The 15,537-nt window shown below is 53.6% G+C and carries 10 protein-coding genes and 1 CRISPR repeat array; of the genes, 9 read left to right on the forward strand and 1 reads right to left on the reverse strand.

The annotated features are described in order from the left end of the window. Window positions 1-3: 3 nt before the first annotated feature. Entirely contained in the window at window positions 4-294 is a 291-nt protein-coding gene (cas2, locus tag ACTID9_RS10305) for a CRISPR-associated endonuclease Cas2 (RefSeq protein ID WP_441071161.1), read from the forward strand. Between the two features lie 170 nt (window positions 295-464). Further along, a CRISPR array of direct repeats spans window positions 465-2,435; the repeat unit is 32 nt; unit sequence GTCACCCGCTACGCGCGGGTGTGGATTGAAAC. 202 nt (window positions 2,436-2,637) lie between these two features. Here cas2 and ACTID9_RS10310 read toward each other — a convergent pair. Continuing rightward, the gene (locus tag ACTID9_RS10310; protein ID WP_441071162.1) at window positions 2,638-4,719 is read right to left on the reverse strand and encodes a sigma-54 interaction domain-containing protein; all 2,082 of its coding nucleotides are present in this window, start codon (window positions 4,717-4,719) and stop codon (window positions 2,638-2,640) included. Between the two features lie 250 nt (window positions 4,720-4,969). Here ACTID9_RS10310 and ACTID9_RS10315 point away from each other — a divergent pair, with 250 nt between their 5' ends. Genes ACTID9_RS10315 through ACTID9_RS10350 form a run of 8 tightly spaced genes read left to right on the forward strand, consistent with a single transcriptional unit; the run spans window position 4,970 to window position 15,370 of the window. Beyond that, entirely contained in the window at window positions 4,970-6,367 is a 1,398-nt protein-coding gene (locus ACTID9_RS10315; RefSeq protein WP_441071163.1) for a M20/M25/M40 family metallo-hydrolase, read from the forward strand. Between the two features lie 33 nt (window positions 6,368-6,400). Then, window positions 6,401-8,050, forward strand: a complete 1,650-nt coding sequence (locus tag ACTID9_RS10320) for an ABC transporter substrate-binding protein (RefSeq protein ID WP_441071164.1) — start codon at window positions 6,401-6,403, stop codon at window positions 8,048-8,050. Beyond that, window positions 8,050-8,988 carry a nickel ABC transporter permease gene (gene nikB, locus ACTID9_RS10325; protein WP_441071165.1) on the forward strand — a complete coding sequence of 313 codons (939 nt, stop codon included), beginning with the start codon at window positions 8,050-8,052 and terminating at the stop codon, window positions 8,986-8,988. The genes ACTID9_RS10320 and nikB overlap by 1 nt, the downstream gene beginning before the upstream one ends. A gap of 4 nt (window positions 8,989-8,992) precedes the next feature. After that, on the forward strand, window positions 8,993-9,889 hold the full coding sequence (locus ACTID9_RS10330; protein ID WP_441071166.1) for an ABC transporter permease: 897 nt from the start codon (window positions 8,993-8,995) through the stop codon (window positions 9,887-9,889). A 40-nt stretch (window positions 9,890-9,929) separates the two neighbouring features. Continuing rightward, window positions 9,930-10,919 carry an ABC transporter ATP-binding protein gene (locus tag ACTID9_RS10335; RefSeq protein ID WP_441071167.1) on the forward strand — a complete coding sequence of 330 codons (990 nt, stop codon included), beginning with the start codon at window positions 9,930-9,932 and terminating at the stop codon, window positions 10,917-10,919. Beyond that, window positions 10,916-11,875 (forward strand): ABC transporter ATP-binding protein, encoded by a 960-nt coding sequence (locus tag ACTID9_RS10340; protein WP_441071168.1) that lies wholly within the window; start codon window positions 10,916-10,918, stop codon window positions 11,873-11,875. The genes ACTID9_RS10335 and ACTID9_RS10340 overlap by 4 nt, the downstream gene beginning before the upstream one ends. A gap of 22 nt (window positions 11,876-11,897) precedes the next feature. Further along, window positions 11,898-13,538: an amidohydrolase gene (locus ACTID9_RS10345; RefSeq protein ID WP_441071169.1), complete on the forward strand. Its 1,641-nt coding sequence runs from the start codon at window positions 11,898-11,900 to the stop codon at window positions 13,536-13,538. Further along, the gene (locus ACTID9_RS10350; RefSeq protein ID WP_441071170.1) at window positions 13,535-15,370 is read left to right on the forward strand and encodes an alpha/beta fold hydrolase; all 1,836 of its coding nucleotides are present in this window, start codon (window positions 13,535-13,537) and stop codon (window positions 15,368-15,370) included. The genes ACTID9_RS10345 and ACTID9_RS10350 overlap by 4 nt, the downstream gene beginning before the upstream one ends. Window positions 15,371-15,537 lie beyond the last annotated feature (167 nt).

The following is a 15,537-nucleotide window of genomic DNA, read 5'->3' on the forward strand; positions in this document are numbered from 1 at the left end:
TTCATGATGGTATTAATAACGTATGATGTCAGTACGAATACTGCTTCTGGCCAACGTAGGTTAAGAAAAGTTGCACGTTTGTGTGAAAATTATGGCCAGCGCGTGCAAAATTCCGTTTTTGAATGTTTAATCGAACCGTACCAATTTACAGAGTTGAAGTTTGAGTTGGAAAAAGCAATTGATTCTGAAACAGATAGTTTGCGATTTTATTATTTGGGCTCAAAATGGAAGGGGAAGATAGAACATATTGGAGCAAAACAAAATTATGATCCTGAGGGATTTATTATGATTTAATAGCTGCGAATCCCAAGTGAACATTAAATATCAATGAGGTTCGCAACCTTGATTTTACCTAGACATCTGATAGTTTTGATGGAGATATATAATTACCTATTGCCTTTTTGTAGAGGTTCGCGGAAAATGCCTTAAAAACATAAGCGTGAAAAGGGTTTATCGTAAGTACTGTCACCCGCTACGCGCGGGTGTGGATTGAAACGCTGATCGTCTTGTTGAGGAGGTCGAGCAGCAGCGCGTCACCCGCTACGCGCGGGTGTGGATTGAAACTATGTCCCAGCCCTTGGCGATCCGTTCCTCGCGCGTCACCCGCTACGCGCGGGTGTGGATTGAAACAAAGAGTCTGCATCCTTGTCCTGTGAGCTGCACAGTCACCCGCTACGCGCGGGTGTGGATTGAAACCACCATCTTCCGAACCAAAGAAGATCATCGCAAGAGCCGTCACCCGCTACGCGCGGGTGTGGATTGAAACACCCCAACAGTGGGGGTTGGTCAACCAACTCGCTGTCACCCGCTACGCGCGGGTGTGGATTGAAACGTCTGGTGGCGGTACGATTGGTGAAGTGATTGCCGTCACCCGCTACGCGCGGGTGTGGATTGAAACCCTAAGTCCTTGGTCAGACTGTTCAGGAAATCGGGTCACCCGCTACGCGCGGGTGTGGATTGAAACCTTCTATCTTCCCTAACATTCGGAAAAATAAATCGTCACCCGCTACGCGCGGGTGTGGATTGAAACGCGCCAAACCAGTAACCGCCGACAAGAAACAACACGTCACCCGCTACGCGCGGGTGTGGATTGAAACGTACACCCCAGTCCCGTCTGCTCTCTCGCATTCGCCTGGTCACCCGCTACGCGCGGGTGTGGATTGAAACGTACACGGTGCGACGGTAGGCGCAGGCGCAGGCGTCACCCGCTACGCGCGGGTGTGGATTGAAACACCCCAACGACAACATCGAGTGTGGCAGATGCCTGGTCACCCGCTACGCGCGGGTGTGGATTGAAACCCCACAGATTGACCATCAGCACATCCGCCACCGTTGGTCACCCGCTACGCGCGGGTGTGGATTGAAACATTGTAAACTGGATCAAGATAAGTAAAAGCTTGTTGTCACCCGCTACGCGCGGGTGTGGATTGAAACAACTAACTTTGATTTAATTTCGGACTTTTTAATCGTCACCCGCTACGCGCGGGTGTGGATTGAAACGTGTTGGTGTTGCACCCATTTACTGTGTCCCTCCGTCACCCGCTACGCGCGGGTGTGGATTGAAACCATACTGAGCATGGACAGGAATTTTTGCGACAGTGTCACCCGCTACGCGCGGGTGTGGATTGAAACTGTTTTTTGGTGCGGAAGATGACCGTCGCGCTTGGGTCACCCGCTACGCGCGGGTGTGGATTGAAACCAGATCGGCAAGCCGTTGCAGCAGATCGGGAGGAGTCACCCGCTACGCGCGGGTGTGGATTGAAACAGTCTACTACTATCAAAAGCAAGGGGGTAAGGCAGTCACCCGCTACGCGCGGGTGTGGATTGAAACCATTGGATACTTGAATTTCGACGTGCTGCCCTTGGGTCACCCGCTACGCGCGGGTGTGGATTGAAACTGCATCATGTTTTGCAGATCGTTCAGCATATCCGGGTCACCCGCTACGCGCGGGTGTGGATTGAAACTTCTTGGAGCTGAACAACCCGATCACGCAATATCGTCACCCGCTACGCGCGGGTGTGGATTGAAACACCTCCGTAATGCCCGAAGTTGCATCTGCTGTCCACGTCACCCGCTACGCGCGGGTGTGGATTGAAACCGAAAGCTACAGACGTACTCTTGAAGCTGCTGCATGTCACCCGCTACGCGCGGGTGTGGATTGAAACACGCTGACCGGCCTGAATGTCCGCGACAAGGATAAAGTCACCCGCTACGCGCGGGTGTGGATTGAAACAGGTATGGCTTGTTGCGCTGCCAAAAGTAACGATATAGTCACCCGCTACGCGCGGGTGTGGATTGAAACAGTACATTCGGAATGGTTGATTGTAAGGTCAATTGTCACCCGCTACGCGCGGGTGTGGATTGAAACTCCGCCGCTTCAAAAACATCTTCACGCGTCACGCGTCACCCGCCACGCGCGGGTGTGGATTGCAACACGCCTGCTGGATAAACTTTATCTAAAACTTCAAACGACTCGATAATCAATCACATGATTTTGCCGTTTTCCACCAGATTACTTATGCTTTCATAAAGAAAAGAACCGTTGCCGAGGGGGAGGCAGACGGTTTTTTCGCGTTTGATCCGTTTGAGTGATGATGTTCAGTTGAAGGGCTTCGGGTAGCTTTTAGCCGCATGCTTTACATGCCAGGCTTCTTCGCCCGATTCGCTTGTACCATGGCGACACCGCTGGGGGTCAATGTCGTGCCGATCCGCCCGCGGGCTTTGTGAATATACCCCCGCTGCTCCAACAGGTTCAATCTGTGTCGCACTTGCTGCTCAGTCAACGGCTTGCGCCATGTTTGGCTCAAGTCCACGAGGCGCTTGCGGTTCGGGATTTGCCCGCTTTCGCGGATGGCATACAGCGCATCGAGGAGTGACAAAAGCTCTTCGTCTTCAAACGTGAAGGAGGCAGGCAAGGAGGCTGGCGCAGCGTATCCGGTCGCGGCGGGAGCGGATTGTACCGAGCGCAGGCTTTCCTGAAAACTGTTTTTATTGGGGATGTCGCTTAGGCGGATCAGATTTCCGTCGCAGACCGCCTGCATATAGTCAATCGTGTTTTTCAATTCCCGTACATTGCCGTACCATGGCATGGCCTTCAGTTGCCCGATGACATCCGGCATGATGCGTATTTGTTCCGTTCCGTTTCGTTTCATAAAGGATTCGATCAGCAGGGGGATGTCTTCTGCGCGTTCACGCAAAACGGGAAGGTGAAGAAACAGCACTTTGAGCCGATGGTACAAGTCTTCACGAAATTTCCCCAAGTTGATCATGGTGAGCAAATCTTTGTTGGTTGCGGCGACAATGCGGACGTCGATCGGGATGATTTTCGATCCGCCGATGCGCATGATTTCCTTTTCCTGCAAAACCCGCAGGAGCCGTGCCTGGAGCTTGAGGCTTGTGTCGCCGATCTCGTCCAAAAAAATGGTGCCCCCGTTCGCCTGTTCAAACAACCCGACTTTCCCACCCTTTTTCGCCCCGGTAAACGCGCCATCCTCATAGCCGAACAGCTCGCTTTCCAGCAAATCTTCCGAAATCGCGCTGAAGTTGACGGCGAGAAACGGTCCTTTGCTCCGCTGTGAACAGTTGTGAATGGCGCTGGCAAACAGCTCCTTGCCGGTGCCGCTTTCGCCCTCAATCAAGATGGGCAGCTCGGTTTTGGCGAGCTTCATCGTTTTTTCCTTTGTTGCCACAAGCAGTTCGCTTTGTCCGACGATGTCAGCCATCGTGTACTTGGCGATATAGCCTTTCTTCTGCAGTTCGAGCTGCAGTCTTTTTTCCAGCTCGATTGTTTTTCGCGCATTTTTGAATGTGGCGACGGACGATTGGTCGGTATCGAGCTGAAACCGATGGACGACAACCTCGATTTGACCAAGCGAAAACCAGCGATCCTCCTCTTTGTCCGTGTTTTGAATGAATGCGACAAGCTCCGGATTGTCCAAAACATGCAGGAGCTTTTTGCCGATCACACGCTCTGGTTTGACGTGTAGCAGATGGCCAAGCTCTTCGTTGAAAACCGTGATGTAGCCGGCTTTGTTAACCGCGAGTATGCCGTCGTTGACGCCATTGAGCACTTGATGCAAATGGTGGTTGGAGTCATTCGCCTTTTGCATGGCATCGACCAGCCGCTTGCTGAGCTGGATGATTTTTCGCATGTAACGCTGGGAAACGACATTGCCAGGCTCGGTCAAATGAAAATGGTCCAGTATTTGGATGATCGTGGAAATATCCAGCAAGCGCGGATTGATGCGGATGACCTCTTTGACGTAAGGCGGGATTTGGTGAAAATTGCTTGGGGCGACGGCGATTTCGACCTTGGGAAACTGCAGATTGCCCGGGTAGCAGGGGATGTAATGAAGATGGTTGACGCCAAGCTCCTGCAACGATTCGATCGTTTCCATGCACGTTTCCAGCGAATCGTTGATGAACATGATGCTTGTACCGGTTGGGTAGCACAGCAGTTTGTCGATGTTTTCGTAGTTGATGATCCGTTTTCCGGAAATGACTTTGCAGCCAGGGCCGATGCATTGCTGGATGGAGGGGATGGTCTCGGCAAGCTTGTGGGAAAGCACGATGAATTGGTTTTCCAGCGGATGCCCGGGGAGCCCTTCTTCGATGGAAAAGCTGGTGATTCCGACGTAATCGCCGATGATTTCTTCCAACTGTCGATGCAGAACGGTTCTCGTAATCGTGCTGCCGGTAAGCAGGACCAAGCTGTTCATGCCTATTCCTCCTGGGGTGTATTTGGGTGAGTGGTTTTTGGGTGCGATTTATCGGTTCTTTTAACTATAACCGAATTTTCAGATAGCTGGAAGGTTGTTTTTGGGTTTGGTTGGGTCAGATGGTCGCCGGGTTTTCAAGGCATCGCGTGGGCAAACGTGAAAAAAACGAGTAAAAACGCGATTCGAATCAATTGGCAGAAAAATTGCAATAGCATTCTGGCGATCACGTGAAAGCGAATGGGGGTACGTCATGGAAATATCCGTTTTTAAAAAGATGATCGAGCAACGACAAGCATCGTATATGGAAGCATTGTTTCGCGTGTTGCGGCAAAAAAGCATCAGCACGCTCAACATCGGGATTCGCGAGTGTGCCGAAATGCTGCGGGAATTGATGGAGGAGGTCGGCTTGCAGGCGCGCTTGCTTGAAACCGCTGGCCATCCGGTTGTATACGGCGAACGAATCTGTGATCCGCAGGCATTCACGCTGCTGATCTACGGTCACTATGATGTCCAGCCGCCTGATCCAATTACCGAATGGCTGTCACCGCCGTTTGAACCGACGATTCGGGATGGGCGGATTTATTGCCGGGGGGTTGGCGACAACAAGGGGCAATTGATGGCGCAGATTCTTGCGGTCAAAACCTATCTGGATATCGCCGGGGAGCTGCCGATCAATGTCAAGCTTATTCTGGAAGGCGAAGAGGAGAATGGCAGCCCTCATTTGGCAGCTTTCGTGGAAGCGAACAAGGAGTTGTTGCGCTGTGATCTCGTGTATACAGCGGATGGACCGATGCATTGGGGGACGCCGTCCGTCCTGCTCGGTGTCCGCGGGGTTCTCAGCGTGGAGCTGATTGCCAAAGGAGCGGATCGGGATCATCATTCCGGAAATTACGGCAACATCGCGCCGAATCCGGCCTGGAAGCTGATTGAGCTGCTGCGGACGATGCGGGATGAAAGCGGCCGGGTTTTGATCGAAGGGTTTTATGACCACATCGTCGAACCGACGGAGCTGGAGAAAAAGCTGCTTGGGCAACTGCCGTTCGAACCGGATCAAGTTCGTGAGCAAGTTGGAGCGCCCGATCTTGCATTGCCGTTGGACGGTACAGCGTTCCATCGCCTTACCTCGATGGAGCCGACCTTCAATATTTGCGGGTTTCATAGCGGGTATACCGGGGAAGGCATGAAGACGATTATTCCGTCTGTCGCGTGCGTCAAGATGGACATGCGGCTCGTCATCGAGCAAGACCCGGATGATGTGTACCGCAAGTTTTGCGCGCACGTCCAAAAGCACGCTGCCGATGTCGAGGTCAAACGGCTGGGCGGCATGCTTCCGTCGCGGACTGCCGCGGATTTGAACGTTGTGCGGGAGATTGTGGGCGCTGTGCGCGGGGCATTTGAGCAGGAACCGGTCATTTTGCCGTCTGTTGGGGGCAGCTTGCCTGATTATGTCTGGACGAAAATTTTGGGGGTTCCTTCCGTCATCGTTCCTTATGCCAATACAGACGAGGCGAATCACGCGCCAAATGAAAACATGAAGATCGATTATTTTTTGAAAGGGATTGCCTGCACCTGCGAGGTCATCCGCAAGCTTGGCGAGTTCGCCGCGAATGGCACGAGCGCTGCGGGGCAATCAAATTCACACCACTAGCAACGGCTGATCCATCATAAGGGGGATTCATCGATGAAAAGAATGCGTTCAATCGGTTTGGCAGTCGGTTTGAGCTGCCTGTTATTGATCAGTGCAACGGGATGCGGCAACACCGCCCAAGAAACCGGTCAGGCGGAACCATCCGCACCCGCTGCAAGCAAACAGGCAAACGGTGAACCGAAAGCGGGTGGCACGATCACGATGGCGATGCCTGCCGAACCCGATACATTGGATGTGCAGAGAACCAATATGCTGTCATCGGACACGATCGCGATGCTGCTTGGAGATACACTTCTGTCCCAAGATCCCGAGACGCACGAGCTGAAGCCGAATTTGGCAGAATCGTACAACATCTCGGAGGATGGGTTGACGTGGACGTTTACGCTGCGAAAAGGGGTCGCGTTTCACGATGGAACGCCATTGACAGCAAAGGCATTGAAAGCGACCTATGAGCGGGCTTTAGATCCGAAAACACAAGCGAAAGATGCGCGAACCCGGTTGCAGCCGTTGCAATCGATCGAGGCTTTGGACGATCAGACGTTTGTGATGCACTTGAAGGAACCATCCGCACCTTTGCTGTTGAATCTGAGCAATCTCAGCTTCTTGCAGCCGTTATCCTCCGCGGCGATCCAAACATTCGGCGATCAATACGGACGCAACCCGGTCGGAGTCGGTCCGTGGAAATTTGAAAGCTGGAAACCGGGCGAGTCGGTCACGCTGGTGCGCAATGAGGCGTACCATTCGCCGTCGCCATTCGCCAAAAACAAAGGGCCGGTGCGTCCGGAGCGATTGGTCATCAAATTCATCAAAGACAACCAGACGATGATGGCAGCGCTTGACAGCGGGTCAATCGATATTGCGACCTATGTGGCTCCGAAGGATGTGAAGAAATACAAAAAGAATGACGCGTATACGGTTCTCGAACAAATGAGAAGCGGCCTCGGATTGTTCGTCGAAATGAACCTGCGCAGCAAGCCGCTGCAGGACGTGCAGGTGCGCAAAGCGCTGAATATGGCGATCAATAAAGAGGCGATGGTGAAAGCGATTTTGCTCGGGGAAGGCGAGGTTGCCGATGGACCGCTTTCGCCGAACATGTTCGGCTATGATCCTGCCATCAAGCAATACGCTTACCATTACGACGCGGAACAAGCCAAGCAATTGCTTGAAGCGGCGGGCTGGAAGGCGAACGGGCAAGGAATCGTGGAAAAAGACGGGCAGCCGCTCAGCCTCACGCTTTTGAGTTCGGAGCGATGGTCGCAGCAGTCCCAATTGGTGCAAGCGATGCTAAAAGAAATCGGCGTCGAGGTGAAGATCAAAAACATGGATTTCGGCGCTCTTCTCGACAGTGCGTCAAAGGGCGAATTCGACCTGGTTTTCATGAACTATACCGAGTTTGATCCTGATTTTATCTCGATCTTCCTGCACTCCAGGGAGATCGGCGGGATGAACCATGCGGCGATCCACAATAAAGAGCTGGATGGGCTTTTGGATAAAGGGCGGACAACGGTAGGGAAAGCCGACCGGCAAAAAATCTATGAAGCCGTACAGAAGCTGGTCGTCGAACAAGCGTACTGGATTCCACTTTATATCTCGAAAGATTTCCAGGTCGTAAATAATCGTGTGCAAGGGACCGTTTATAAAGATGTGTATTGGAATTTTCAAGATAGCTGGGTGAATGGCTGATGAGGCGCTATGTAATGGCGAGACTGGCATCGGGTTTCCTGGTTCTCATCGGTTTATCGCTGTTTTCCTTCGCCTTGATCCATGTCATTCCGGGAGACCCGGTTCGGATCATTCTGGGCGACAAAGCGCCAAAAGAGCAGATCGGGGAAATGCGCGAGCGATTGGGGCTAAACAAGCCACTCGTGTTCCAGTATGTCTCGTATGTGAGCGGGATTGCCAGAGGAGAACTCGGCAATTCGATCAAATCGGGGCGCCCGGTTTTGGTTGAGCTGACGGACCGCTTTCCGGCGACGGCGAAGCTGGCTGTCGCCGGAATGGGCATCGCAGTCGTGCTGGGCATCGTGACGGGGATCATCGCTGCGAAATGGAAGGATACATGGATTGACCATGCGATCGCCACGCTTGCTTCCCTTGGGTTGTCCTTGCCCAGCTTTTGGTTCGGCTTGCTCATGATCATGGTTTTTGCCGTCCATCTGCAGTGGTTTCCGGTGGCCGGGGGTACCGGCTTGACCGATTTGGTCCTGCCTGCTTTGACATTGGGACTTCTCGCATCGACGATGATCAGCCGCTTGACACGTTCGGGAATGATCGAGGTGCTGAATCATGACTATATCCGCACGGCACGGGCGAAAGGGATGAGCGAGCCGATTGTACTTTTCCGGCACGCCTTTCGCAATGTCATGATCCCGATAGTGACGATCGTCGGCTTGCAGCTGGCCACGCTGCTTGGCGGTGCGATCATCATCGAGCAAGTGTTTAACTGGCCGGGCATCGGCACACTCGCGATCGATGCCATCGCCTCGCGCGATTTTCCACTGATTCAAGGGATCATCATGTTTATGGGTTTCGTGTATGTGACGGTCAATAGTTTGGTCGATCTCCTTTACGGGCTGCTTGATCCACGCATCGAGCAGCATCTTGAGAAAGCAGGAGGCTGACAAGATGAGTGTTACAGGCAAAATCGTACCTGCCAAAGCGGCATTCTTGCGTACTCCCTCCTTTGCGCGGTTCGGCAAGCTGATGGCCAATCGCAAAGCGCGCACCAGCCTGCTGTTCATCGGCATGATCCTGCTCATCGGCATCGTGGGGCCGTGGATCGCTCCTTACGATCCTGCGCAAGCGGACTACAGCGCATTTTTGCAAGGGCCATCCGCCGAGCATTTGCTTGGAACCGATTCCATCGGGCGGGACATGCTTTCACGGATGCTTTACGGCACACGCGTCACGCTGACGGTCGCCGTGATGTCCGTCGGGATCACGTTTGTACTGGGAACGGCGATCGGCGTCATCAGCGCCTATGCGGGAGGGTGGATCGACAACGTTCTGATGCGGATCATGGATATGTTGCTGGCGCTGCCCGGCATCATTCTGGCTCTCGCCATCGTCGCCGTATTAGGGCCAAGCCAAATGAATGCGATGATTGCTGTCGGCATTTCCTCCATTCCCGGCTTTTCCCGCCTTGTCAGGGGGGCTGCCTTGAGCGTCAAAGCTTCCGGCTATGTGGAAGCGAGCCGATCGATCGGGAGTTCGGGACGATGGATCATTTTGTTTCAAATCATACCCAACATCATGAATGTGCTGATCGTCTATACGACGCTGTTTATCGGGGCTGCCATTCTGGACACTTCGGCACTTGGATTCATCGGTCTGGGAGCACAGCCGCCCACGCCCGAGTGGGGGACGATGCTCAACGAAGGCAAGGAATATTTGCTGGACGGCTGGTGGCTTGCCACATTTCCCGGCCTTGCGATTACGATCGTCGTTTTTCTGGTGAATCTGCTCGGGGATGCGTTGCGAGACTGGTTTGACCCGAAAGCGCAAAGCAGGAGCCGCGCGTAAGAAACGGGAAACGAAGCACAGTGGAAAGGGGATCACCCGTATGGAACATGTGTTGGACATAATGGAGTTAACCACCCGGTTTTCCCAGAAAGCCTCCACGATCACCGTTGTGGATGGTGTGACGTTCACCTTGCAAAAGGGAGAGGCGCTGGGCATCGTGGGCGAGTCCGGTTGCGGCAAGAGCGTGACATCGCTATCGATCATGCGCCTGCTTGGCAGCAATGCCACGACGGAAGGGAGAATCGCTTTTTTTGGCAGGGATTTGCTCACCCTTCGGGAAAAAGACATGCAAAAGCTGCGCGGAAAAGAGATCGCGATGATTTTTCAGGAACCGATGACCTCGCTCAATCCGGTGCTCACGATCGGCAAGCAGATCGATGAAGTGCTGCAAAAGCACGAGGGATTGGGCAAGGACGAATCAAAGCGAAAGGCGATTGAATTGCTGACACAGGTCGGGATCGCCAGAGCGGACGAGATTTATCATGAGTACCCGCACCGTTTGTCGGGCGGCATGAGACAGCGTGTCATGATCGCGCTTGCAATCGCCTGCAACCCGGCGCTGTTGATTGCAGATGAGCCTACCACGGCTCTGGATGTGACGATTCAGGCGCAAATTCTCGATGTGCTCAAGCGAATCCGCCGCGAACAGGACATGGCGCTCATGCTGATCACGCACGATCTGGGCGTGATTGCGGAGCTGTGCGATCGGGTGGTGGTGATGTATGCCGGTCAAATCATCGAATCGGCAGATGTGCGAACGCTGCTGCGCGTTCCACGGCATCCGTATACAGCGGGACTCATTCGTTCGACGCCGCACAAGTCGAAAGGAATGCGGAGGCTATCCAGCATCAGCGGGACCGTGCCTGCGCCAGACGAATATCCGGCGGGATGCCGGTTTGCCCCGCGATGCGAGCAGGCCATGAACATTTGCTTGGAAAAAATGCCGGACTTGCAGCCGGTTGATGAACGAACGACCTGCCGCTGCTGGCTGTATGAGCAGACGATGGAAAGACCGGTGGTAAACGTATGACCTCTCCGATATTGGAAATCAAAGGCTTGAAAAAACGTTTTGCAAACAAAAGCGGTTGGCTGCAAAAGCCAACATTCGTACATGCCGTAAACGGAATCGACCTGCAAGTGTACGAAGGGGAGACGGTGGGGATCGTCGGCGAGTCGGGGTGCGGGAAGTCCACGCTCGGACGGTGCATCCTCCGCTTGCTCGAGCCTTCCGACGGGACGATCCTGTTTGAGGGGAAAAACATCAGCGAGCTGGATAAAAAAGAGATGCTGCGCATTCGTCGCCATATGCAGATGGTATTTCAAAATCCGTATGACACGCTGAATCCAAAGCAGACCATTCGCAACATTTTGAAAGAGCCGCTCGTGGCCCATCGCGTTCCACAGGAGGAACACGATTCTTTGCTTGCGGAAACAATCGAGGCTGTTGGATTGACGGTCCGTCATCTGTCGCGCTATCCCCATGAATTTTCGGGCGGTCAGCGGCAGCGGATCGGGATTGCACGCGCCCTCATGCTGCGCCCGAAAGTCATCATTGCGGACGAACCGGTTTCGGCGCTCGACGTTTCCATCCAAGCGCAAATTCTCAACCTGCTGCAAGATTTGCAGGAGCAATATCGGTTAACTTATCTGTTCATTTCCCACGATTTAAGCGTGGTGGAACACATTTCAGACAAAGTGGCTGTGCTGTATTTGGGGGAGATGGTAGAGTTCGGGGAAAAAGAAAAGCTGTTCGGCCAGCCTCTTCACCCGTATACGCAGGCATTGCTGTCTTCCGTTCCGCTTGCGGACCCCGATGAACAAAGGGAACGAATTACGCTGAAAGGTGATTTGCCCTCGCCATCCAATCCCCCCGCAGGGTGTAAATTTCATCCGCGCTGTCATGCCTGTCTCGACATTTGCCGAACAGAGGTGCCCCCGATGCGCGAGGTAGAGGGGCGGATGGTCGCTTGTCACTTGTATCGGTAATGGAGAAAGGGAGGAAACAAGGATGAACCAAGAGCGGAAAGCCGAAATCATCCTCTTAAGCCGTGCGGTTTTTACAGGGCTTGATGAGGGACCGATTCCACGAGCCATTGCAATCGCGGGTCAAAAAATCGCTGCGGTGGGCACGGAGCAGGAGATCGAGAGCTGGGCAGGTCCGGATACAAAATGGTACCGGTTTGACGATCAGCTGATCGTGCCGGGATTTCACGATTTTCATCTGCACCTGATGCTGGGGAGCTTTATTGAAAACAGCTTGAATTTGAGCAAGGCTCGCTCCGAGGAGGAAGCCGTGGAAATGGTTCGCGCCTACGCCGAGTCGCGGCCGGATGCTGCATGGATCATCGGCATCGGCTGGGATAGCGGTTACTGGCCCCAGCAAAAGCTGCCGCATCGAAAGTCGTTGGACCAGGTGCTGCCCGATCGCCCTGTGCTGCTTTTGCATGCCGAAACGCATTATGCGTGGGCCAATAGCAAGGCGCTCGCGCTTGGCGAAATCAGCCGGGAGACACAGGAGCCGGCCTACGGTGGAATCGGCAAGGATGAGGATGGCGAGCCAAACGGCATCTTGTACGAATGGGCCATATCGATGCTGACCAAGCAAGCGTGGGACTTGCCGCAAGAGGAAAGAGTGCGTCTCTTGCGCGGATTTTTGCAGCAGGCGGCTCGCTATGGTGTGACCTCGGTGAACGATCTGCACTCGAATGGCTCCCGTACGCTAAACGGCCACCAAAACCTCGCGCTGTTCAAAGCGTTCGAAGCGGCAGGCGAATTGAGCGTCCGGATTCATTTTGCCACGGCGCTCCAGGAGGATTTGGGGGAAGCGCTGGCGCTGCGCGAGACCTGTTCCACAGGGAAGGTTTCGTTTTCAGGGCTGAAACAGTTTTTGGACGGGGCGATCACCAGCATGACGGCGTATATGGTCGATCCGTATTGCGACAAAGGACAAGATCGCGGGAGCACGCCATTTCCGCCGGGCACGATCAAAAAATGGGTGGCAGCCGCAGACCGGGAAGGATTTCAGGTGCGGTTTCACGCCATTGGGGACGCGGCCGTCCGTCTGGCGCTGGACGCGTTTGAACACGCCGCAAATGAAAATGGCCCGCGCGATTCGAGACATTGCGTCGAGCATGTGGAGGTGATCCATCCGGACGACATCCAGCGGTTTCATCAGCTGGGCGTCATCGCTTCCATTCAGCCGGAGCATATCGTCACCAATGAGCGAAGCATCTTTTCGGCCTTGCTTGGCGAAAAACGGCTCGCCTTGTACTCGCCAATCGGCACGTTGCGCGGGAGCGGTGCCGTGGTAGCTTTTGGCACGGATTATCCTGTCGTCTCCCTGAACCCGCTTCGCGGGATTTACACAGCGATGACGCGGGTGGGAAGCGATGGCTTGCCATGGAACAAGCAAGAATGTTTGCCGCTTGCCGAGGCATTGCGCGCCTATACGAGCGCGCCCGCATACGGCAGCTTCCGCGAACGGGAGCTGGGCACGATCGAGCAAGGAAAGCTGGCTGATCTCGTCGTGCTGGACCGCAATCTGTTCGACATTCCGGTGGAGGAGATTCCGCGCGCAAACGTCTTGCTTACCATGGTGGACGGTCAAGTTGTGTTTGAAGGTTATCGAAAGGAGGAAGAAGTGCGATGATAACGTTCCAGGCGCCAGACATCAGCCAATTCATTCAGCCTTATGAAATCAAATGCTTTGCCGTCAGCCCCGATGAGCAGCACGTGGTATGGAGCTGCAACAGCAGCGGTGTCTTCAACCTTTGGGCGATCGACGAGCAGGCGGCTGCTCCTTATCAATTGACACAGCATCATCAAGCATCGGATGCGATTCAGATCGTGGCGAGCAGCGAGCAAAAGCAACCGTTCATCCTGTTCACAAGCGATCGGGACGGCGACGAGAATATGCAGATTTATGCCGTAGCCGCACACGGCGGCGTTCCAGTACCTGTGCGCTACGACGAAGGGAAACGGTATTTCTTTGGCGCGGTGTCCGAAGAGGGAAAACGCCTCTACTACGGCTCGAATAAAGAAAATCCGCTTTATCTCAACATCTATTCCTATGATCTGGAAAGCGGGGAAGAGCGGCTGCTGCTGACAGGTGCCGAAGCCGAAACCCATTTCCAGGCGATCAGCCCCAATGAACAGGCGCTGGCTTATTTTGTCCGGTATAACCACACGAACATGAAGGGTTATGTGCGAAGCGGGGACCGGACGCTGCCATTGATCCCCGATGCAACCGAAGAGCACAAGGTGGCGAATCTCACATTTGCGAATGATGAAACGCTCTACTTTCTCACCAACTATAAGGAAGAGTACAATTATCTCGCTTCGTTTTCTTTGAAAACAGGCACGTTTAAAAAAGTGATGTCCATACCGGCGGAAGAGATTGCGTCGTTCCAACTGTCACGGCCTTCAGGCGACATCTACCTGGCTACCTCACGCGGTGTGCGGAACTCACTCTATCGGTACAATGTCGTCACAAGAGAGTGCGAAAAGCTGTCCATTCCCGTTGATGTGATCTATCAATGGATGGTAACGGAAGCGAAAACGGTGTATGTGCTGGGCTCAAGTCCGACGAAGCCTGCGAATTTGTACCGGAAAAAAGCGGATGCCAACTGGCAAAAGATCACCGAGAACCGGGTTCCCGGCGCAAGCGAGCATGATCTGGTGGAACCGGAAGTGATTACTTATGAGTCTTATGACGGGACACGGATTGAAAGCCTGTACTACCCGGCCAAAAAAGAAATGAGCAACGGCCATACCATCGTGTTTCCGCACGGCGGTCCCCAATTTTTGGAACGTAAAGAGTATTATGGCTGGTTCCAATATTTCGCTGCAAAAGGGTACAATCTGTTTATTCCCAATTTTCGCGGCAGCACCAATTACGGCACGCGTTTCATGAAGCTGATCGAAGGGGATTGGGGTGGAGGACCGAGACGGGACATCATTTGGGGGATCGAATCCTTGATTCAGCTGGGGAAAATGACACGCGACCAAATCATCGTGATGGGCGCAAGCTATGGCGGTTATATGAGCCTTCTGCTGTTTGGGCGTCATCCGGGATATTTTGTTGCCTGTGTCGATATTTGCGGTCCGACCAATTTGTTTACCATGGTAGAATCCGTACCGGACCATTGGAAGGCGCGGATGGATTCCTGGATCGGGAACCCGATCCGGGACAGGGAACGACTGATCGAGCAATCGCCAGTCACTTATCTCGACAATATGAAGAAACCGGTCATGGTGGTTCAAGGCGCGAATGACCCGCGTATCAAAAAGGAAGAGTCCGACCAAATCGTAGAAGGCTTGCGGGCGAAAGACATTGAGGTGGACTACCTGGTGTTCCCCGATGAAGGGCACGGATTCGGCAAAAAAGCAAACGAAATCAAGGCAGTCGCTGAAATTGCTCGCTTTTTGGATCAGGTCATCAACAAAAACAGCGAACAGATGGCGAGCAACAGCATGGCCTAAGTAGTCTTTGCTGATCGGAAAAACGGAGAGGTGAAGCACCGCTGGAAGTCCAAATCCAGCGGTTTTTTATTCCTGCAATCACGTGCGGTTGTCTGCTGGACAATGTGAGGGTAGTCTGGAGCCGGAAAAAAACGTATGATTTCATTGACAGAGATTCTTTCCATAAA

Origin of the sequence: Brevibacillus fluminis, from assembly GCF_052072235.1 — a bacterium.
Lineage (GTDB): Bacteria > Bacillota > Bacilli > Brevibacillales > Brevibacillaceae > Brevibacillus_D > Brevibacillus_D fluminis_A.